This window comes from Capnocytophaga canimorsus (assembly GCF_002302565.1).
In the GTDB taxonomy this organism is placed as follows: domain Bacteria; phylum Bacteroidota; class Bacteroidia; order Flavobacteriales; family Flavobacteriaceae; genus Capnocytophaga; species Capnocytophaga canimorsus.
The window spans coordinates 1,169,315-1,190,789 of record NZ_CP022382.1; the positions used below are offsets into that span (position 1 = coordinate 1,169,315).

General features: G+C 38.5%; 14 protein-coding genes. 2 read left to right on the top strand and 12 right to left on the bottom strand.

Annotation, left to right across the window (positions count from 1 at the left end; translation table 11 throughout):
• Position 1 precedes the first annotated feature (1 nt).
• The 11 genes from CGC47_RS05120 to CGC47_RS05170 form a co-directional block, all read right to left on the bottom strand.
• Positions 2-421 (bottom strand): OsmC family protein, encoded by a 420-nt coding sequence (locus CGC47_RS05120; RefSeq protein WP_041991311.1) that lies wholly within the window; start codon positions 419-421, stop codon positions 2-4.
• Positions 422-944: 523 nt separating this feature from the next.
• Positions 945-2,732 (bottom strand): cytochrome c oxidase subunit I, encoded by a 1,788-nt coding sequence (locus tag CGC47_RS05125; RefSeq protein WP_041913652.1) that lies wholly within the window; start codon positions 2,730-2,732, stop codon positions 945-947.
• Positions 2,733-2,772: 40 nt separating this feature from the next.
• Positions 2,773-3,828, bottom strand: a complete 1,056-nt coding sequence (locus CGC47_RS05130) for a cytochrome c oxidase subunit II (RefSeq protein ID WP_041987441.1) — start codon at positions 3,826-3,828, stop codon at positions 2,773-2,775.
• A 39-nt stretch (positions 3,829-3,867) separates the two neighbouring features.
• Positions 3,868-5,145, bottom strand: a complete 1,278-nt coding sequence (locus tag CGC47_RS05135) for a quinol:cytochrome C oxidoreductase (RefSeq protein ID WP_095900081.1) — start codon at positions 5,143-5,145, stop codon at positions 3,868-3,870.
• A gap of 27 nt (positions 5,146-5,172) precedes the next feature.
• Entirely contained in the window at positions 5,173-5,736 is a 564-nt protein-coding gene (locus CGC47_RS05140) for a c-type cytochrome (RefSeq protein WP_013997991.1), read from the bottom strand.
• 5 nt (positions 5,737-5,741) lie between these two features.
• Entirely contained in the window at positions 5,742-6,266 is a 525-nt protein-coding gene (locus CGC47_RS05145) for a DUF3341 domain-containing protein (protein WP_041987434.1), read from the bottom strand.
• Complete coding sequence (gene nrfD / locus CGC47_RS05150; RefSeq protein ID WP_013997993.1) at positions 6,256-7,650, bottom strand: NrfD/PsrC family molybdoenzyme membrane anchor subunit; 1,395 nt, start codon at positions 7,648-7,650, stop codon at positions 6,256-6,258. Before nrfD ends, CGC47_RS05145 begins: the two co-directional genes overlap by 11 nt.
• Positions 7,651-7,722: 72 nt before the next feature.
• Positions 7,723-10,797 (bottom strand): TAT-variant-translocated molybdopterin oxidoreductase, encoded by a 3,075-nt coding sequence (locus CGC47_RS05155; protein ID WP_042000544.1) that lies wholly within the window; start codon positions 10,795-10,797, stop codon positions 7,723-7,725.
• A 35-nt stretch (positions 10,798-10,832) separates the two neighbouring features.
• Complete coding sequence (locus CGC47_RS05160; protein ID WP_042000542.1) at positions 10,833-12,110, bottom strand: c-type cytochrome; 1,278 nt, start codon at positions 12,108-12,110, stop codon at positions 10,833-10,835.
• Positions 12,111-12,321: 211 nt separating this feature from the next.
• On the bottom strand, positions 12,322-14,604 hold the full coding sequence (locus CGC47_RS05165) for an NADP-dependent malic enzyme (RefSeq protein ID WP_095900082.1): 2,283 nt from the start codon (positions 14,602-14,604) through the stop codon (positions 12,322-12,324).
• Positions 14,605-14,912: 308 nt separating this feature from the next.
• Positions 14,913-15,476, bottom strand: a complete 564-nt coding sequence (locus CGC47_RS05170; protein ID WP_042000540.1) for a 5-formyltetrahydrofolate cyclo-ligase — start codon at positions 15,474-15,476, stop codon at positions 14,913-14,915.
• A gap of 250 nt (positions 15,477-15,726) precedes the next feature.
• On the opposite strand from CGC47_RS05170, the gene CGC47_RS05175 reads away from it, so the two are divergent.
• On the top strand, positions 15,727-17,991 hold the full coding sequence (locus CGC47_RS05175) for an aconitate hydratase (protein WP_042000537.1): 2,265 nt from the start codon (positions 15,727-15,729) through the stop codon (positions 17,989-17,991).
• Positions 17,992-18,151: 160 nt separating this feature from the next.
• On the top strand, positions 18,152-19,360 hold the full coding sequence (locus tag CGC47_RS05180) for an MFS transporter (RefSeq protein ID WP_042000534.1): 1,209 nt from the start codon (positions 18,152-18,154) through the stop codon (positions 19,358-19,360).
• A 28-nt stretch (positions 19,361-19,388) separates the two neighbouring features.
• Here the strand turns inward: CGC47_RS05180 and CGC47_RS05185 are convergent, their stop codons facing one another.
• Positions 19,389-20,843 (bottom strand): lipopolysaccharide biosynthesis protein, encoded by a 1,455-nt coding sequence (locus tag CGC47_RS05185; RefSeq protein ID WP_042000531.1) that lies wholly within the window; start codon positions 20,841-20,843, stop codon positions 19,389-19,391.
• Positions 20,844-21,475: the final 632 nt, after the last annotated feature.

The following is a 21,475-nucleotide window of genomic DNA, read 5'->3' on the forward strand; positions in this document are numbered from 1 at the left end:
TTTATTTTTTATGGAAAAAGGCTTTGGTTTCTACTTTGGCAAACTGCTGGAACATTTTCATAACGCCACAATATTTCTCGGCAGATAAATCTACGGCTCTTTGTAGTTTTTCTTCGTTGAGATTTTTTCCTGAGAAATGATATTCTACTCGTACGGTGTGATATACTTGTGGGTGTTCTTCTGTAAGTTCTCCAAAAGTTTCAATTTTGAATTCTTCTACTTCCAATTTCATTTTACGGATAAGTGAAGCTATATCCAATCCCGAGCATCCTGCCAATGCAGAAAGCATTAGGGCTTTGGGGCGTAATCCTTCTCCTTTTCCTCCGTTTTCTTTTCCGGCATCGATTTGTATTTCTTTTCCCGAAGGATTATTTGATGAAAAGAGCATATCGCCTTTCCAAATGGTTGTTACTTGATGCATTGTTTTTAGTTTTGCTAAAACACAAAATTATAAAATTTAATACGTTTTACCTAATTAACAAATGAATCAAAAAAATAGCTTTTTGGTAAATCGCTTTAAGTAGATAACTCGGAAAGAACACGGAAAAACGTATGGTTTTGTTTCGGAATATTTGGGTGCACTTATACAAGCTGATGATATTCCCATACATTTTTAGTCTTTTAAAATGATTACTTTTTTTAGGTTCAAAAACCTAAAATTTAGATTCCGATGACTATTTTTGAGGTTCAAAAACCTAAAATTTAGGTTCCAATGACTATTTTTTAGATTCAAAAAACTAAAATTTAGGTTTCGATAATTAATTTTTAGGTTCAAGAAACTAAAAATTAGATTCCGATGACTATTTTTTAAAAGGTATAATACGTCATCTTGCTCTTGATACTCACGTGTCCCTCAAAGACAAAAAAGTCAGCAAAAACGATGTTTTTGCTGACTTTTTTACATATCCATTATACAGCTAGATATTATTTTTCATATCATTTACTTAATGTATGGAAGGTTCTTCTCCTTTTTGAAGCGGAACAGTTTGTGGTACAAAATCTTGTTCTGGTATTACATACTGCCCATCTTCACGAGTTTTGCTATAATCATAAGCCCAACGATGCACCTGCGGAACTTCTCCTGGCCAATTTCCGTGAATATGTTCCACAGGGGTAGTCCATTCCAAAGTAGTGGATTTCCAGGGGTTTTGCGTAGCTTTCTTACCATAAAACATACTATAGAAGAAATTAAACAAGAAAATAAGTTGAGCAAAAGCCGCCAAAAAAGCAAACATTGTAATCAAAACGTTAGTATCTTGCAATTGGTCAAACATCGGAAAAGCCGTATTTTCATAATATCTCCGTGGCAACCCTGCCATACCTATAAAGTGCATCGGGAAGAAAACTCCGTAAGAGGCAATAGCCGTAAGCCAGAAATGAATGTATCCTAAATTTTTGTTCATCATACGTCCGTACATTTTCGGAAACCAATGATAAACACCAGCAAGTAACCCATAAATTGCAGAAATACCCATCACCAAGTGAAAGTGAGCTACCACAAAATAGGTATCGTGTACGTTAATATCAAGGGTACTATCTCCTAAGATAATCCCTGTAAGTCCACCAGTGATAAAGGTTGAAACCAATCCAATAGAAAAGAGCATCGCAGGATTCATCTGTAGGTTTCCTTTCCAAAGTGTGGTAATATAGTTAAAGGCTTTAACCGCTGATGGAATGGCAATCAAAAGTGTGGTAAAGGTAAAGACCGAGCCCAAAAACGGATCCATACCCGAAACGAACATATGATGCCCCCAAACAATGGTAGATAAGAAAGCAATTGCCAAAATGGAAGTAACCATAGCCCTGTACCCAAAGATAGGCTTACGTGCATTGGTTGCAATGATTTCGGAAGTAATTCCTAAAGAAGGTAACAGAACGATATACACCTCAGGATGCCCCAAAAACCAAAACAAATGCTCGTAAAGTACAGGTGAACCACCTTGGTAATGCAACACCTCCCCTTGTATGAAAATATCAGAAAGGAAAAACGAAGTACCGAAACTTCTATCCATAATCAAAAGCAAAGCTGCCGAAAGCAAAACAGGGAAAGAAACCACACCGATAACCGCAGTGGTAAATAATGCCCAAACGGTCAAAGGCAACCGCATCATACTCAACCCTTTGGTTCGCATATTGATTACCGTTACGATATAATTCAAAGAACCTAAAAGCGATGAAGCAATAAAAATAGCCATTGAAATAAGCCAAAGAGTCATTCCTAAACCAGAACCAGGTTGAGCGGCGGGCAAGGCACTCAATGGCGGATAAATCGTCCACCCAGCTGCAGCTGGTCCTGCCTCAACAAAAAGCGATAATATCATAATCACTGACGAGAGGAAAAACAACCAATATGACAGCATATTCATAAATCCAGAAGCCATATCTCTCGCTCCTATTTGCAGGGGAATCAAAAGGTTACTAAAAGTACCACTCAATCCTGCTGTTAGCACGAAAAATACCATTATCGTTCCGTGAATGGTTACCAATGCCAAATAAGCATCAGCATCCATAACACCCTCGTGAGAAAACCTCCCTAAAAGAATATCAAAAATCTTGAAAGACTCGCCAGGCCAAGCAATCTGCATACGGAAAAGTAATGACATAACAATTCCAATAATCCCCATAACAATACCTGTAATGAGATATTGTTTTGAAATCATTTTATGATCGTAGCTGAAAACGTATTTAGAAAAAAACGTTTCCTTATGGTGTGTGTGAGCGTTTGCCGACATACTTAAATATATTAGGTTTTAGTTAGTGAAAAAGACTCTTTTAATTTGCTGTAAGCGACTGAGCAAAAGTCTTTTGCTCTTTAAGCCAAGCCTCGAATTCTTCTTGGGTTTCTACTACAATTTTCATTTGCATATTGTAGTGTGATTTTCCGCAAATTTTATTGCAAAGTAACACATAATCAAACTCCCAAGGGTCAGCATCAATGCCTTTAGCTCGTTTTTCATCACGAATTAGGTTCACGTCTTTAACCTGTTGCACGATTTGAGGTTTGTTACGCATTTCGGAAGTAGTTACTGTAGGAATAAACGAAAATTGAGTAACCATACCTGGCACACAGTTCATTTGTGCTCTGAAATGAGGCATATAAGCCGAGTGAAGCACATCTTGAGAACGTATTTTAAAAATCACCCTTTTATTCACAGGTAAATGAAGCTCTTTTGTAATGATATCATCTTGTGCGTTAGGGTCAGCCTCATCTACTCCTAAAACATTAGCTCGGTCAATGTCAATAAGACGTACGTTGGCATCACCTAAAACATTATCAGTACCAGCATATCGGGCTGTCCAGCTGAACTGTTGTGCGTATATTTCTACGACCAAAGCCTCCTCTTCTTCATCAACATTCATAATGGTGTTCCAAGTGTACAGCCCATAAAGAATGAGTCCCGCCAGAGTGATTACTGGAATAATCGTCCATATCATCTCAAGCTTATCATTATCCGCGAAGAATAAGGCCTTTCTGCCTTGCTGCCCACGATACTTAAAGGCAAAGTAATGAAGCAATGCCTGAGTTACAAACTGAACGATAAAAATAATAACCAGTGAAATCCACATTAGGTTATCATAATCCGTTCCGTGTTCAGAAGCAGGGGTACGGAGTACGAAATGCCCATAGTTCCAAATGGAGAATAACATCAATCCATAGAGGAAAACCAAAAAGGCAAACATAAGATAGCCATTTATCTTATTGTCTTTATCATTAGCAATGGCAGTATCTTCTTTTGAGAGGGGTTGAGTAAGCTCAAAAATTTTAGTTACTTGCCAAATGGCTATACCCACTACAACCAGAATGGCTATGGTTAACAAAGCAGTCATTTAAAAGTGTTTTTTAGTTAGTGATTTCTTTATCAAATTTTAATAGTGATGATGTTTACTTTCTTCAATAAAAGGATTTCGTTTTGCCAACAAAGGAGCCTTACTCAAAGCAGTGAACGCGACAAATATAAATAATCCTAAGAATAATAGCAAACTAAAGATTTCAGAAACCCCCACAGACCACTGATCACCTACAGTAGCAGGCATAATCATCACATAAAAATCAAAGTAATGACCAATCAAAATCACAATTCCTACCATTACCACCAACCAATTGATACGTTTAAAATCGGCATTCATAAGCACCAAAAGTGGGAATATAAAATTCATCGCAGCCATACCAAAAAACACCAATTTGTAATCGTTGATACGCGTAACATAATACGTTACCTCCTCAGGAATGTTAGAGTACCAAATCAAAAGGAATTGTGAAAACCACAAGTACGTCCAGAAAATAGAAATCCCGAACATAAATTTAGCCAAGTCGTGCATATGGCTACTGTTTACAAATTGTAAATATCCTCTACTTTTTAAGTAGATGGTGATAAGAGCAATCACGGTAATACCTGAAACGAACATACTGGCAAATACATACCAACCAAAAAGAGTACTAAACCAGTGCGGGTCAACACTCATAATCCAATCCCAAGACATCATAGACTCGGAAACCAAGAAAAACACCAAAAACGCAGCAGAAATCTTGAAGTTTTTTACAAAATTACGATTATCAGAGGCTGTATCTTGAGCAATTGAGAATTTTCTTGAAAAATGACGATATGCCACCCAACCCAAAATATAGATAGCCGCACGAATCAAAAAGAAAGGAACATTTAGGTATCCTTGTTTGCCTTGTAATAGAGCATCGTGAGCCACCACCGTTTCATCCATCCATATAAAAAGATGATTAAAATGTAAGCCCGAAAGCACTAAAATAACAAAAACCACTACTGCACCAGGTAGCAAGTAGGCTGTTATGGCTTCCATTACACGGAATAATACGGGTGACCACCCTGCTTGTGAAGCTCTGTTGATAGCATAAAAAGCTAAAACTCCCAAAGAAATAAACAGAAAAAACAATGCCGCCACGTACAATGCCGCCCAAGGTTTGTTTTGTAACTGATGCAATACGTGCTCGTAATGAGCATCATCGTGATGTACATCAACCGCTTGATTATGGGCGTGATGTGCATCAACAAGCATCGTTTTTACGTCTTCAACGGTTTTAGGAGCGGTAAAAAAACCGTAAGCAACCCCCAATATTCCTACAATGATAAGAACAATTGCCGTTAATTTTAATTTATTTGAAAATGTGTACATAATCTTAAATATCTTTCTTTATGGAAATTATTTCATTAAATCGTTACGGAGTTGCTCAACATACAACGCCACTTGCCAACGTTCCTTTTCATTGATTTGAGAAGCGTACGATCCCATACTGTTTAGTCCGTAATACATTACGTGATAGATACTTCCTTGTGTAATTTCTCTGTCTTTGTAATTAGGCACCCCAGCAAATTTTTCACGTTCTGCCAAAATACCTTGCCCATTGCCTTTAGCACCGTGACATACAGCACAATAAATATCATACAAAGCTTTTCCTTCTTGGATATTTTTTTCAAGAGAAGCCACATCGGAAGCCAACGGATTGTTCAACTGGCTTTTTGCCTTTTCATATCCCTCAGTAGTATCAGGATATTCGTAAGGCAACCACCCTCTGCGTACACTCCCTTCGGCAGGTAACTGCGCTTGCATATCACCCTTAAAAGCAGGAGACTCCTGATAGGTTTCATAACCTACACTCTCATACATATTGGGCATAAACTGATAGTTAGGTTCACGTTTGTTAAAACAAGATGCCAAAACCAAAGATACACCGCTAAATAAAGCTATTTTAACTATACTTTTCATATCTTCTATTTTTCTGCGATTTTTATTTCAACAGCTCCTGTTTCTTTCAAAAGCGTTGTTATTTCAACAATATTATTACCAATTACTGGAATTTCCATCAAAAAATGGTCGTCGGTGGTACGCACATCGGGATTTTCAGCCACTTTAAAAGGCCATAGCTTACTGCGTAAATAAAAGGTAATAACCATCAAGTGAGCTGCAAAAAATACCGTTAATTCGAACATCACTGGAACAAACGAAGGTAAATTCTCCAGAAAACTGAAACTTGGCTTACCTCCAATATCTTGTGGCCAGTCTTCAATCATAATATAATTAACCATCAAGGCAGCCACTACCAGCCCGATACAGCCATAGATAAAAGCAGCAATTGCAAGACGCGTAGGGGCTAAACCCATTGCTTTATCCAATCCGTGAACCGGAAAAGGCGTATAAATCTCTTCTATTGGATGATTATGTGCTTTTACTTTTTTAACAGCGTCCAACAGCACATCATCATCATTGTACAATGCTTGTATTACTTTATGACTCATGGTTTGTATCTCTTAATTTTTTATATTTTTCACCCGAAGATTTCAAAATTGACTTCACCTCTGCTTGTGCAATTACTGGGAAAGTACGTGAGTACAACAAGAAAAGCACAAAGAAAAACCCAATAGTACCTACGTAGATACCGATGTCTACAAAAGTTGGCGAGAACATTGTCCAAGAAGATGGCAAATAATCTCTATGTAAAGAAGTTACGATAATTACAAAACGCTCAAACCACATCCCGATATTTACCACGATGGAAATAATGAAAGAAAACATAATACTTCTTCGTAGTTTCTTAAACCACATAAACTGTGGTGAAAACACGTTACAAGTCATCATTAACCAATATGCCCAAGCGTAAGGACCAGTTGCACGATTCAAAAATGCGTATTGCTCATACTCCACCCCTGAATACCAAGCAATAAACAACTCGGTAATATAAGCACAACCTACTATTGAACCCGTAATCATAATAACGATATTCATTAGCTCAATATGCTGAATAGTTATATAATCCTCAAAATTACATACTTTTCGCATAATGATTAGAAGGGTGTTTACCATAGCAAATCCAGAGAAAATGGCTCCCGCAACGAAATATGGTGGAAAGATGGTAGTATGCCACCCAGGAATTACCGAAGTTGCAAAGTCGAACGATACGATAGTGTGTACTGAAAGTACCAAAGGTGTTGCCAAACCTGCTAAAACCAATGAAACTTCTTCAAAACGTTGCCAATCTTTAGCTCTTCCACTCCAACCGAAACTCACCAAACTATAAATTTTCTTCTGAAAAGGTTTCACAGCGCGGTCACGAAGCATTGCGAAATCGGGCAATAAGCCTGTCCACCAAAATACTAAGGAAACCGAAAGATAGGTAGAAATAGCGAATACGTCCCACAACAAAGGCGAGTTAAAATTCACCCAAAGCGAACCAAACTGGTTCGGAATAGGCATTACCCAATATGCTAACCACGGACGTCCCATATGTATCAACGGGAACAACCCTGCTTGAGCTACCGAGAAAATGGTCATAGCCTCAGCCGAACGGTTAATTGCCATTCTCCATTTTTGGCGAAACAATAAAAGTACGGCAGAAATCAGTGTGCCGGCGTGCCCGATACCTACCCACCATACAAAGTTGGTGATATCCCACGCCCAACCTACGGTTTTGTTTAGTCCCCAAGTACCAATACCTTCCGATATGGTATAAATCATACATCCCAACCCCCACAAGAAGGCTACCAATGAAATGGTGAAAACTGTCCACCACAATTTATTTGCCTTGCCTTCAACCGGACGAGCCACATCCACAGTAACATCGTGGTAGGATTTGTCTCCCGTTACCAAGGGTTTTCGTATAGGTGCTTCGTAATGCGATGCCATATTTATAATTTTATTTTGTTATTTTCATCAGGAAATCTTTCCCGAAAATTGATATTCTAGTTTTTTGTTTGATTAAACTTCTTCGGTGTTTCTGACTTTTACTTGATAAACCACATTAGGGCGTGTACCCACGTGTTCCAACAAGTGATAAGCACGTTCATCATTAACTAATTTAGCAATTGGGCTATCTTTTTCGTTAATATCCCCAAAAACCATAGCTCCAGTTCCACAAGCTGCCGAACAAGCACAAGCATTATTAAATTCGCCTTTTTGTACAGGTCTTCCTTCACGCTTAGCTTTAAGGATAACGGCTTGAGTTTGTTGGATACAGAAAGAACATTTCTCCATTACCCCACGCGAACGCACCGTTACATCGGGGTTGAGTACCATCTTCCCTAAATCGTTATTCATATTGAAGTCAAACTCGTCGTTGTTATTGTACAAGAACCAGTTAAAACGACGTACTTTATACGGACAGTTGTTGGCACAGTAACGTGTTCCTACACAACGATTGTACGCCATATGGTTTTGCCCTTGACGTCCGTGTGAAGTTGCTGCAACTGGGCAAACGGTTTCACAAGGAGCGTTATTACAATGCTGACACATCACGGGTTGAAAAGCCACTTGCGGATTTTCAGTAGGGTCTTCCATCTGACCAAAAGTGGTAAGAGCAGCCCCAAGACCAGCAATATTTTCTTTTGTTTTTACATCGGCTACAAAAGTATCTTCTGAAGAATAATAACGGTCAATACGTAACCAGTGCATATCTCTGGAGCGGCGCACCTCTTCTTTACCTACTACAGGAACATTATTTTCAGCGTGACAAGCAATAACGCAAGCCCCACATCCAGTACACGCATTCAAATCAATAGACAAATTGAAGTGATGCCCAACCGTTCTATCAAAAGAATCCCAAAGAGAAACGCTAGTGGCAAGTACTTCTTTATGGTCTAAAGAAACTACGGGTTTCTTATTCCATTGTTCAGCGGGTTGGCTAACAAAATCTGCCAAAGTGGTTTCTTTTAAAATATCACCACGTCCCATTAAAGTATTGTGGAGTTGCACACAAGCAAACTCGTGAGTTCCTGAGACTTTAGTTACAGAAACTTTTTGTACATTATTGAAGTCGAAATACAACGGATAAGCATTTACCCCCACTTGCATTTCTTTTTTCACACCTTCTTTCTTTCCGTAACCAAAAGCCAAACCTAAAGAACCTTTCGCTTGACCGGGTTGAATAAGTACAGGAACTTTAAGAGTAAGTCCGTTTACGGTGATTTCTGCATAATTTCCGTCTAAAGCTCCAGTAGCATCGTGCCAGTTTTTGATACCTAATTCTTTAGCATCGGCAGCCGACATAGTAAGATAATTATCCCAAGTAGCGCGGCTGATAGGGTCAGGAAACTCTTGTAACCAAGGGTTATTAGCCTGTTGCCCGTCACCAATTCCTGTTTTAGGATAAAGCACCAATTCAAATTCGCTAGAAGTAGCTTTTGATAATTTTTCAACCGAAGCTCCAAGTGAAATTTCGTTTTGTGAAAGCACTTGAGTTGTACCCTCTGTAACAAAAGCACCATCGTGAAGCGCTTGGTTCCACTTAAACCCACCCAAAACATTGGCTGTCCAATATTCTTTTATAAAGTCATAATAGGTCTTATCTGATCCCGACCATTTAAGTAGTGCATCTTGCAACTGACGTGTATCAAATAGCGGACGAATTGTAGGTTGAGTTAAAGCAAAATGATTCTTTTTGATTTCCACATCGCCCCAAGACTCTAAATAATGAGGCGTTGCAGCAATGTAGTTGGTTTTTATCGCGGTTTCATCGGCTTTCATTGTAAAAGCTACTGAAAAATCAACCTTACTTAAACCTTCTTCAAACTGTTTGGTGACTGGTAACGTGTATATAGGATTGATATTATTGATGATAAGTACCCCAACTTTTCCAGCATTCATATCAGCAATCAACTGATTCAAAGCAACAACACTTCCTTTTCTTACCAGAATAGGGGTCGTTGGCACAAAAGCGTCACTTCCAATGCTACCATTGATTTCCAAAGCTAACAATTGTGCGTCTTCATCTTGAATACCCGTTACTACTACAGCTTTCGCTCCTGCCTTTTTAACTTGAGCTACAGCTTTTTTGAGGGCTTCCTCTGCCTTTTCTGGGAGGCTTCCACCTACGGAAATACCTTTGAGCATACCGTAAAATTTCGCCAAAGCTACCTTTAATTGTGAAGGAGTTAGCGGAACACGTTTATCAGCATTAGCCCCTGAAAGGGTCATATTAGACTCAAACTGGATGTGTCTTGACATTTTACCTTGAGTAGGGATTCTTCCCTTAGCATAACCTTCTTCAAAACCACCTCCATTCCAATCGGCTATAAAATCAGCCCCAAAAGAGACAATTACCTCAGCTTTAGCAAAATCATAATCTGCCATTGCACGAATTCCGTATTTCTTTTCAAAAGCATTAAGTGTTGCTTCTTCCGAAATAGCATCGTACTCCACTAAAGTAAGGGTAGGATATTTCTCTTTGAGAGAACTCACCAAAGCATACGTTGATGGACTTGCCAAAGTATGAGTCAGAATTACAATTTGTTTACCTTGTTGGGTTGCTTTGTTTAAAGCATAAATGGTTTCGGCATCTAACTTATCCCAATCGGTAGCCTCACCGCCTTTAACAACAGGGTGTTTTACCCTTAAATTATCGTACAAATCCAAAACGGAAGCGTGTACCCTAGCATTAGCAAAACCATTGGTTTTAGCCTCTCTATTATTTTCAATCAATATAGGACGACCTTCGCGTGTTTTTACCAAAACACTAGCAAAATCATAACCATTTGCAATGGTCGTCGCATAATAATCAGGAACTCCTGGGCGAATTTGTTCTGGAAGCACCACATAAGGAACTGCCTTATGTACAGGACCTTCACAAGCTACCATAGTAGCTGCAGCAGTACTAAACCCAACATATTTTAAGAAATCACGACGTGTTGTTGAGGAATTTTGGAGGGTTTGTTTATCTCCCAAAAATTCATCCACCGGAATTTCTTGTACAAACTCATTCTGTTTTAGTGTATCTACTATAGGACTTTCTGAGTTAAGTTCCTCTACACTTTTCCAGTATTTTTTGTTTGATGCCATAGCTTTATATAAAATTAGCTCTTTTTTTAATAATATTAATAATGACATTTACCGCATTCTAAACCACCCATTTGCGCAATGGTAAGTTTCTCTACGCCGTATTTTTTAGATAGTTCTTCGTGGATTTTTTCATAATATTTGTTATCCATCTTAACTTCTGTTTTTCGGTGGCACTCCACACACCAACCCATAGTAAGTGGCGCGTGTTGATGCAGAATTTCCATTTCTTCCACAGGTCCGTGACACTCTTGACACTGAACACCCGCAACCGTTACGTGCTGTGAGTGATTGAAGTATGCAAAATCAGGAAGATTATGCACACGCACCCAGCGTACAGGTTCTGTTTTTCCAGTATATTCACGTTTTTCTTCATCCCAACCTACTGCTTTGTAAAGTTTTTTAATTTCACCAGTATAGAACTCTTTGGTGTAACCATTAGCCAAATCCTCCTCGCCATTGTATTCTGAAATGGTTTCGTGACAATTCATACAAACGTTGAGTGAAGGAATACCTGCGGTTTTTGAAACTCGAGCAGAGGAATGACAGAATTTACAATCAATCTGATTATCACCAGCGTGAATTTTATGTGAATAGTGAATGGGCTGTATAGGCTCATACCCTTGATTAACATCAATTTGCATCAAGTATCCGTAAACAAAATAAGCCGATGCCAACAGCAAAAATATAACGGAAGAAATCACCAAAAACTGATTTTGAACAAAAGCCTTCCAAATAGGTAATTTGTTTGTCTTTTGAAGAACTTCCAAGTTTACTCCATTAGCCTCAGCAATCATTTTCAAGGTGCGATTAAGTGACACCAAAAGCACAATAAGCACTACAAATACCACCAAGAAACCAGCAAGCATAATCTGGAAAGTAACATCGCTTTTGGTATCAGAAGCAACTACTTGAACGGCTTCTTTAGGTTGCTCGGGAGCAGGAGGCGGAGCAGAAGTGTATGCCAAAATATCGTCAATATCTTGGTCTGATAGTTGCGGAAACGCCGTCATCGGAACTTTGTTGTATTCCTCAAAAATGGCTATCGCATCGGCATCTCCTGATTTAATAAGAGCTGCACTATTACGAATCCATTTTTGCAACCATTCCCTATCCCTTTTATCGGCAATCCCTGCTAATGCAGGTCCGGTCATACGTTTATCCAACTTATGACACGCAGCACACTGCTGATTAAATAAGGTTTTTCCTTTTGCAACATCTCCTTCTTGTGCAAAAACAGAAACAGAAAACACCAACATTAACCAAATACTAAGCACGTTAGTGTACAAAAAATTACGGTTATTCACCTTTTTCATATTAAAATATGTTATCTACTTTATTCGAAATTGAACTTATACCGACTGTAATCAAGGACAAAAATATAATTTAGTATCGAACTGTAAAAAAAACTTAAAATTTACAACTCAATTTATACAGATTCTAAATTAAACCCATCAGTTTTCATTCTTTGACTTACGACATATCATTTAAAAGACAAAGCTTTCCTAATATTTTTCGTTCAAAAAATTATTTTCCCTTTTTACGTTGACGTTGTTGCGCATCAACAACAGCAATAGTAGCCAAGTTAACCATCTCATCAACAGTGGCACCTAATTGGATAATATGCACGGGTTTGCTAAGCCCCATCAAGATAGGACCTATGGAATCCAACTTATTAACCTCTGTGAGAATTTTATACGTAATGTTCGCCGACTCCAAATTAGGAAAAATCAACACATTTGTATTTTTACCATTAAGCTTTGAAAAAGGGAAGGATTTAGCTATTTTCTCAGGGTTTATAGCAAAATCAGCCTGTATTTCTCCATCAACCACTAAATCAGGATGTTTTTCGTGCAGAAATTGAACTGCCTCACGTACTTTTTTAGGGGTTTCTTCTTTCGAAGAGCCAAAATTGGAGTAAGAAAGCATCGCCACAGCAGGTTGTACTCCAAAAATTTTGGCTGCTTTTGCTGTCATCAGTGTAATATCAATTAATTCTTGGGTACTTGGATTAGGATTCACTGCGGTGTCCGACAAAAACAAAGGCCCTTGTTTGGTAAGAATGATGCTGGTTGCCGAAATCCGAGAAACGCCCTCCGCTTTTTCCACCAATTCCAAAACGGGACGTACCACTGACGAATACGAACGAGAATAGCCTGTAACCATAGCATCAGCCTGACCTGTATTAACCATCATTGCGCCAAAATAATTACGCTCTCGCATTAGGCGTTGCGCTCCTAAAAGCGTAATTCCGTTACGTTGTCTGGTTTTCCAAAAAATTTTAGCAAATTCATCACAACGTTGTTTTTCAGAGTCTTTTTTAGGGTCAATAATCTCAACTTGAGCCGTAAAACCGATTTCCTCTTTAAGTTCCTCCACCACGTCACGTCTTCCGAGTAATACTGGAATTCCTAATCCGTCTTCATACACTCTTTGAGCAGCTTTAAGCACATCTAGGTGGTCAGCTTCAGGGAATACCACACGTTTAGGATTTTGTTTAGCCCGATCTTGCAACAACCTAATTTCACGATTTCCGTTACCTGATCTATCCATCAGTTCGGCACGATACGCCTCCCAATCGGTAATGGGTTTTTGAGCCACACCACTTTCCATAGCTGCTCGAGCAATTGCTGGGGGTATTTCATAAATCAAACGGGGGTCAAAAGGTTTAGGAATGATATAATTACGCCCAAAAGAAAGATTTACTTCTCCGTAAACGATATTCACTTGTTCGGGTACACTCTTTTTGGTTAAATCTGCCAAAGCGTGTACGGCAGCAAGTTTCATTTCTTCATTGATTTTGGTAGCACGAACATCTAACGCACCTCGAAAAATAAACGGAAAACCAAGGACATTGTTCACCTGATTGGGATGATCAGAACGCCCTGTTGCCATTATGATATCTTTACGAGTTTTTACCGCCAAATTATAATCAATTTCGGGAGTTGGATTCGCCATTGCAAAAACGATAGGGTCAGCAGCCATAGAAAGCAACATTTCAGGAGAAACTACATTTCCTTTGGAAAGCCCAATGAAAACATCAGCGTTTTTCATTGCCTCTTCAAGGGTGTAAATATCTCGTGCAGTGGCAAATTCGGCTTTTTGCTGGGTAAGATTAATAGCATCTTTACGGATAACCCCTTTGCTATCGCACATAATGATGTTTTCAGGTTTGGCTCCTAACGCAATGTATAATTTTGAGCACGAAACAGCCGCTGCTCCTGCTCCACTCACCACAATTTGTACCTTACTGATATCCTTCCCTACAATTTCAAGGGCATTTTTAAGGGCTGCTGCCGAAATGATTGCTGTTCCGTGTTGGTCATCGTGCATTACAGGAATATCCAACTCTTCTTTCAAACGACGTTCTATTTCAAAAGCTTCAGGAGCTTTAATGTCCTCCAAATTGATCCCTCCAAAGGTAGGCGCAATAGCTTTGACCGTTTCAACAAACTTATCCACATCAGTAGCATCTACCTCAATGTCAAACACATCTATATCAGCAAATATCTTAAAAAGCAAACCTTTGCCCTCCATTACAGGTTTTGAAGCCTCTGGGCCAATATCACCCAAACCCAAAACTGCTGTTCCGTTGGAAATTACCGCTACCAAATTGCTTTTGGAAGTATAGTTATAAACTTTGCTTTTATCTTCGGCAATAGCAAGGCAAGGCTCGGCAACCCCAGGGGAGTATGCCAAAGACAAATCATGCTGCGTAGCATATTTTTTAGTGGGAACCACCGCTATTTTCCCTGGTTTAGGAAACTCGTGATAGTTTAAAGCTTCACTTTTTTTACGAGAATTCTTCATTATATATTCTTTATTTTTAGTAAAATAGCAAAAAAGCCATTTATTATTTATCAACCTTCAAATTTCATTCTATGATATTAGGAGCAAAAGTATGATTTTTTTATAAAATGCCAAGCCTTTTATGGGTAGTCATTTTAGGAAAAGACAAATTATCTCTAAAATCCACCTAATCTGTTCAAGATTGTTTTTTACAAGATAATATGACCCACTTGGCCAAGTCATAATTTTATAGTATTACAACTTTTAACCCTAATAATTTACGATGTTTCACACTAAAAAAAACTACAATTTTTAATAATTTCTATATATCAAAACTGATAAATCTGCTCGGGAGTTACACAATAATCAAGTGGAATATCGTCATTGGAAACGTCTTCTATATTTTGGACGGGAGCAAAAAAAGAAAGTCCTATTTTTAACGTTTTTGGAGAGCATTGACTCAAAAAATCATCGTAGAATCCTTTCCCATAACCCACTCGGTTTCCCTTTGTATCATAAGTAAGTAAGGGAACAAAAACTACCTCAATAGCTTCAGGAGCAATTTCTAATCCTGTTTGAGGCTCTGTAATTCCCCATTGATTTTGAAAAAAAATAGTTTTTGGTGTAAGCAAAATATGTGTAAGCTTTCGAGTACTAAAATCAGTTTTGGGTAGTACTATTTTTTTATTTTTATCCTGTAAAATATGAATCACATATTGGGTATCTACTTCCCCAAAATGTTTGATAGGCAAAAAGATATGAAACACCTCCAAATGCCAAATAGGTAACTGCAAAATTCGTTGGGCAATGGCTATACTTTTTGTATTTTGTTCTTGAGGAGAAAGCCCTGCCCTTAAAGATTTGTACTGTTTGCGCAAAGAAGATTTATCCATATTCTACTCCAAATTAAATGCATACAAAAGTAATTAAAAATCATCTTACAAAATGAGTAAAACTTTAAAAATCGCTTTTACAATTTGACAAAAACGCACCCATTTCCATTCAAAACACACAAAAAAAACACCTACAAAATCGTTTTAATAAAAAATAAACGACCCACAAGTACAATATATTGAAAAGTTTTTATTTTACGAAAAAGATATATACCTTTGTCTTTCTTAAAACTAAAAATAATAACACATTATGGCTTTTGATATTGAAATGATCAAGAAAGTGTATGAGCGTATGGGTGAGCGTATTGATAAAGCACGTGAACTGACCCAACGTCCGCTAACACTGACCGAAAAAATCCTTTACGCTCATCTTTGGGACGGAAACCCAACCCGAGTGTTTGAACGTAGCAAAGACTATGTAGATTTTGCCCCCGACAGAATCGCCTGTCAAGATGCTACGGCACAAATGGCACTATTGCAATTTATGCACGCTGGAAAAGCAAAAGTTGCTGTACCAACTACCGTACATTGCGACCACTTGATACAGGCAAAAGTAGATGCCTCTACCGATTTGAAACGCGCCAATGAAACCAGTTGCGAAGTGTTTAACTTTTTAGAATCCGTTTCTAATAAGTACGGTATTGGTTTTTGGAAACCTGGCGCAGGAATTATCCATCAGGTAGTCCTTGAAAACTATGCTTTTCCTGGCGGAATGATGATTGGTACCGACTCGCACACGGTAAATGCTGGAGGTTTAGGAATGATAGCCATCGGGGTGGGCGGTGCCGACGCTGTTGATGTTATGGCAGGTATGCCTTGGGAACTGAAATTCCCGAAGCTCATCGGAATAAAACTCACTGGAAAATTAAATGGTTGGACTGCACCAAAAGATGTTATCTTAAAGGTCGCCGGAATTTTAACCGTAAAAGGAGGTACAGGGGCTATTATTGAATACTTTGGTGAAGGAGCTGAAGCGATGTCTTGCACTGGAAAAGGAACCATTTGTAATATGGGAGCAGAAGTAGGAGCAACTACTTCTACATTTGGATATGATGCCTCTATGGAACGTTACCTAATTTCAACAGGACGCGCCGATGTAGCTGAGGCTGCTAATAAAATCAAACATCACCTAACTGCCGACCCTGAAGTATATGCACAACCTGAAAAATATTTCGACCAAGTTATCGAAATCAATCTTTCTCAACTAGAACCTCACCTTAACGGACCTTTCACGCCAGATTTAGCCACGCCCATTTCGAAAATGAAGGAAGAAGCCGCCAAAAACGATTGGCCTTTGAAAGTAGAAGTAGGCTTAATCGGTTCGTGTACAAACTCTTCCTATGAAGATATTTCCAGAGCCGCTTCATTAGCTAAACAAGTTGCCGACAAAAAACTAAAAACAAAAGCCAAATTTACCATCACACCAGGTTCTGAACAAGTACGATATACCATCGAACGTGACGGGTTCATCGATACTTTTGATAAAATCGGAGCTACCGTTTTTGCTAATGCCTGCGGACCTTGCATCGGGATGTGGGACAGAGAAGGTGCTGAAAAACAGGAACGAAACACCATCGTACATTCTTTCAATCGTAATTTTGCTAAACGTGCCGATGGTAATCCTAATACTTTAGCCTTCGTAGGGTCGCCCGAAATCGTTACGGCTCTTGCCATTGCTGGAAGATTAGATTTCAACCCCATTACCGACAAACTGGTAAATGAAAATGGTGAAGAAGTATCACTTGATGAGCCTACTGGTTTTGAACTCCCTCCAAAAGGATTTGCCGTAGAAGATGCTGGATACATAGCACCAGCTGAAGACGGCAGCCAAGTGAAAGTTATAGTAAACCCTGACTCTGAACGTTTGCAGCTACTCGCTCCTTTCCCTGCTTGGGACGGCAAGAATATCACTGGAGCCAAACTACTCATTAAGGCACAAGGCAAATGTACCACCGACCACATTTCAATGGCAGGACCTTGGCTTCGTTTCCGCGGACATTTGGACAATATTGCCAACAACACCCTTATCGGAGCGGTAAATGCCTTCAACGGAAAAACCAATTCGGTAAAAAACCAACTCACTGGTCAGTATGCTCCCGTTCCAGAGGTACAACGCGCTTATAAAGCAGCCCAAGTAGCCTCTATAGTTGTAGGCGATCAAAATTACGGAGAAGGTTCATCAAGAGAACACGCCGCAATGCAACCACGTCATTTGGGAGTACGTGCTGTTTTGGTAAAATCTTTTGCTCGAATCCACGAAACCAATCTCAAAAAACAAGGAATGCTTGCTCTTACTTTTTCCAAAGAAAGCGACTACGATTTAATTCAGGAAGATGATACTTTCAACTTCTTAGACTTAACAGAGTTCGCACCCAACAAGCCTCTAACTCTGGAAATAGTACATAAAGATGGCTCAAAAGACCTCATCAAAGTAAATCATACTTATAACGAAGGTCAAATTGCTTGGTTTAAAGCAGGAAGTGCCCTAAACTTGATTGCTGCATCTGCACAATAAATCATATTACCCAACCCGTTTAAACGCTTAAAAATAAAAGTTTAAACGGGTTTTGTTATTTTTAGAAGTTAAGCAATAGGGAATAGTAGTTAGTAGTTAGTAGTTAGTAGTTAGAAACTTGTAACTTGGTTCTTGATACTTTATACTTTATACTTTAAATATGTCAAACGCTTGGAAAATAGCCTTTATAGGCACGATTATTCACTTATTTTTAGGAACCGTTTACGCTTGGAGTTTTTTTCAAGTACCTATTATGGAACTTACTCAATGGAACAACCTGCAGACCACTATGGCTTTTAGCCTAACGATACTTTCTTTGGGTATAACAGCATCTTGGGCAGGCGGAAAATTAGAACGCTATGGCACTACCAAATTAACCATAATGGGCGGATTACTCTTTGGATTAGGCTATATACTTGCTTCCTTAGCTTTGGAGCGAACTCATTTATGGGGCTTCTATGTAAGTTTTGGATTAGTAAGCGGATGCGGACTTGGTTTAGCTTACGTAACTCCAGTGGCTGTAGTTAGCCAATGGTTTAGTAAAAAGCAAGGTTTGGCTACTGGAATGGTAGTAATGGGATTTGGTTTAGGCGCTTTTTTGATGTCTAAAATTTTAGCTCCTCTCTTTTTTGAACTTACTGGGCAAAATGTAGCCTTGAGCTTTCGGTATTTCGGAATTGGTTTTATGCTGATTATTCCGCTACTGGGTATGTTTTTAAAACTTCCAACAAACATCAACTCATCGCATCATTCAGTTAACGAAATTACTTCAACACAAAAAAGTTCAGGGAAAGCTCTGCTAATTTGGCTTATCTTTACATTAAATATCATCGTAGGAATGATATTTTTATCCTTCCAGTCCCCACTTTTACAGGAATTGATACTAAAAGAAGAGGCTTCTGTTTCAAAAGAAACGCTTACTGCAGCAGGAGCTACTCTTATTGCAGTGAGTGCTTTTTTTAACGGTATTGGAAGATTGCTTTGGGCAAGTCTCTCGGATAAAATTGGGCGAATAATTGCCTTCCGTTGGCTCATCGCCCTTGAAGTTATTTGCTTTTCGCTGCTTATAGTTACCCAAAATGTAGTTTTATTTTGTGTTTTAGTTTGCCTTGTGTTGCTGTGTTATGGCGGTGGTTTCGGCATACTTCCTTCACTGATTAAAGACGAGTTCGGAGCTGAAAGAATGCCCAAAATTTATGGGATTATGCTTACAGGTTGGGGCATTGGTGGAGTAATCGGTGCACTTTCTACGGCTTTTTTAAAGGATACTTTTGCTCATAGTGCTGGAATGTACGCCTTTTGTGCAGGGCTTGTTACCGTGATTATAGCTTTGGCAATCAGTTTTCTTGTAAAAGTAAGAAAGCCATAATTGGCATAAAAAACACCTCACTAAACTTTTAATCCCGACTATTAGCCAACCGTATAAGTTGTTTTCCTTCCAAAGAAAACACCAAAAGTAAGTAACCCACCACAAAAAAGCTTCCCACCCAAAGGTTTCGGTCGAAAACATAAAATGCTAATACTGATGCCCCTGTGCTTACACCTAAAAAAAGTCCTATCTTTTTCATCGGATAGGGTATCGGATATTTGTACTGCCCGATGAAATAAGAAAGTAACATCATCGTACCATAGGCAAGTAACGTTGCCAATGCCGCTCCCTTATAACTCAGTATGGGGATTAAAGCATAATTTCCTACCAATGTTACTATCGCCCCAAATATGGAAATGTACGCCCCATAGCTGGTTCTGTCGGTAATTTTATACCAAACCGATAGGCTATGGTAAATACCCAAGCAAAGATTTGCCAACAGAATTATCGGAACAATCCAAAGGGCTTCCCAATAAGCGGGGTCGGGGACTAAAATCCGCTTAAATAAATCGGTATAAACGGTTATAAAAAGTAAAACGAATGCTCCGAAAATCGTAAAGTAGTAGGTAATGGTAGCATAGGTTTGTGGTGCTGACTTATCACGAGCCTTATTAAAGAAAAAAGGCTCTACCCCCAACTTATAAGCCGTTACGAACAAGGTCATAAACATACCGAGCTTATAACAAGCGGCATAAATACCGATGGTTGCATCGGCGGTTTCGGAGGGAAGTAATTTCCGTAAGAAAACACGGTCAAATCCTTCGTTAATCGAAAAGGCAATACCGGCAATAAGCACCGGAAAAGCATAAGCGAACATCGCACGCCAAAGCCGAGGATAAAAGGCAAATTTAATCTTCACATATAAAGGTAAAAGCACCAAAAAGGTCAGTAAACTTGCCACCAAATTGGCTATAAATATATAATGTACTTTATTTTCAAAATCAAAATACGATGCCATTGGTTCGCCGAGTGCCATTTTGGGTAAAACTAAAAAGAAAAACAGATTTAAAAAGAGGTTTACCAGTACATTTCCTATCTTAATAGCGGCATAAGCCACCGGTTTTCCTGCATTACGAAACCAAGCAAAGGGAATAACCACCAAAGCATCGAGGGCAAGAATGGCAATAGCATATTGTATAAAAGCAACTTCATAATTTAAGTAGTGAGCGATGTGCTCACGCAAAAACCAAGCAACAATAAAGAACACCAATGTAGTAAGAGTAACCGAAGTTAGTGCTGTTGATTGTACCTTTTGAGGATTTTCTTCCCGATTCATAAATCGGAAGAAGGCAGTTTCCATACCGTAGGAAAGTAACACGTTGCCTAAAATGAGGTACACCATCAGCACGGAGTAAATTCCGTAGTCGGATTTAGGAAGTTGATAGACGTACAAAGGCGTTAAAATCACACTAATTATACGCGGAAGCACCGTTGCCAATCCGTAGATGAAAGTATGTTTAAAAAGGGTTCTCAGTCCAGACATTTTCAAAAAGGATTTGAATTTTCAGCAAAAATACGGTTTTATACCATTTTGAATTTAAAAATCGCTGAAAATAAAAATCTTCAGCTTCGCTCAAATTGACAAGGTTTCGTCTCCAAGGTCATAAACTCACTCTTGAAAACAAAGCTACAAGTATATAAAGTTGTATTTTTTCATCAAGTAAAACTCACTCCCCCCTACTCTTTATTCATCATAATGAATTCGTATAGCCACCAACGGTTCGTATTATTCACTACTATAAATGAATGAAACAAATACTCATTTTATCAATTCACTACTATGAATTTGTACAATTTGATTCAATATTCTTTATTCACTGATGTGAATTACCTCATCAACTTAAAAAACTATCTATTCACAGCAATAAATTACTAAAATCTTGTTTAAAGGAACGAATTCACTGATGTGAATTGAAAGAAAACACATCGGTTTTATCAATTCACAAGTATGAATCGGTTTCTATGTTAAAAATAGTATTCATTGATATTAAATAGTCGTTTCATTAAATTCTTTTTCGAAAGATTTTATGAAGTGAGTTGTTGGGTTATACTACAAAGTAGGGCTAATATTTTGGGTTATCAACTCCTTTATCTCTGAAAATAAAAGCGAAAGTA

Bases quoted from the DNA above. Each gene is read 5' to 3' on its own strand.
- CGC47_RS05120 (WP_041991311.1), bottom strand. From the start codon at position 421: ATGCATCAAGTAACAACCATTTGGAAAGGCGATATGCTCTTTTCATCA.
- CGC47_RS05125 (WP_041913652.1), bottom strand. From the start codon at position 2,732: ATGTCGGCAAACGCTCACACACACCATAAGGAAACGTTTTTTTCTAAA.
- CGC47_RS05130 (WP_041987441.1), bottom strand. From the start codon at position 3,828: ATGACTGCTTTGTTAACCATAGCCATTCTGGTTGTAGTGGGTATAGCC.
- CGC47_RS05135 (WP_095900081.1), bottom strand. From the start codon at position 5,145: ATGTACACATTTTCAAATAAATTAAAATTAACGGCAATTGTTCTTATC.
- CGC47_RS05140 (WP_013997991.1), bottom strand. From the start codon at position 5,736: ATGAAAAGTATAGTTAAAATAGCTTTATTTAGCGGTGTATCTTTGGTT.
- CGC47_RS05145 (WP_041987434.1), bottom strand. From the start codon at position 6,266: ATGAGTCATAAAGTAATACAAGCATTGTACAATGATGATGATGTGCTG.
- nrfD (WP_013997993.1), bottom strand. From the start codon at position 7,650: ATGGCATCGCATTACGAAGCACCTATACGAAAACCCTTGGTAACGGGA.
- CGC47_RS05155 (WP_042000544.1), bottom strand. From the start codon at position 10,797: ATGGCATCAAACAAAAAATACTGGAAAAGTGTAGAGGAACTTAACTCA.
- CGC47_RS05160 (WP_042000542.1), bottom strand. From the start codon at position 12,110: ATGAAAAAGGTGAATAACCGTAATTTTTTGTACACTAACGTGCTTAGT.
- CGC47_RS05165 (WP_095900082.1), bottom strand. From the start codon at position 14,604: ATGAAGAATTCTCGTAAAAAAAGTGAAGCTTTAAACTATCACGAGTTT.
- CGC47_RS05170 (WP_042000540.1), bottom strand. From the start codon at position 15,476: ATGGATAAATCTTCTTTGCGCAAACAGTACAAATCTTTAAGGGCAGGG.
- CGC47_RS05175 (WP_042000537.1), top strand. From the start codon at position 15,727: ATGGCTTTTGATATTGAAATGATCAAGAAAGTGTATGAGCGTATGGGT.
- CGC47_RS05180 (WP_042000534.1), top strand. From the start codon at position 18,152: ATGTCAAACGCTTGGAAAATAGCCTTTATAGGCACGATTATTCACTTA.
- CGC47_RS05185 (WP_042000531.1), bottom strand. From the start codon at position 20,843: ATGTCTGGACTGAGAACCCTTTTTAAACATACTTTCATCTACGGATTG.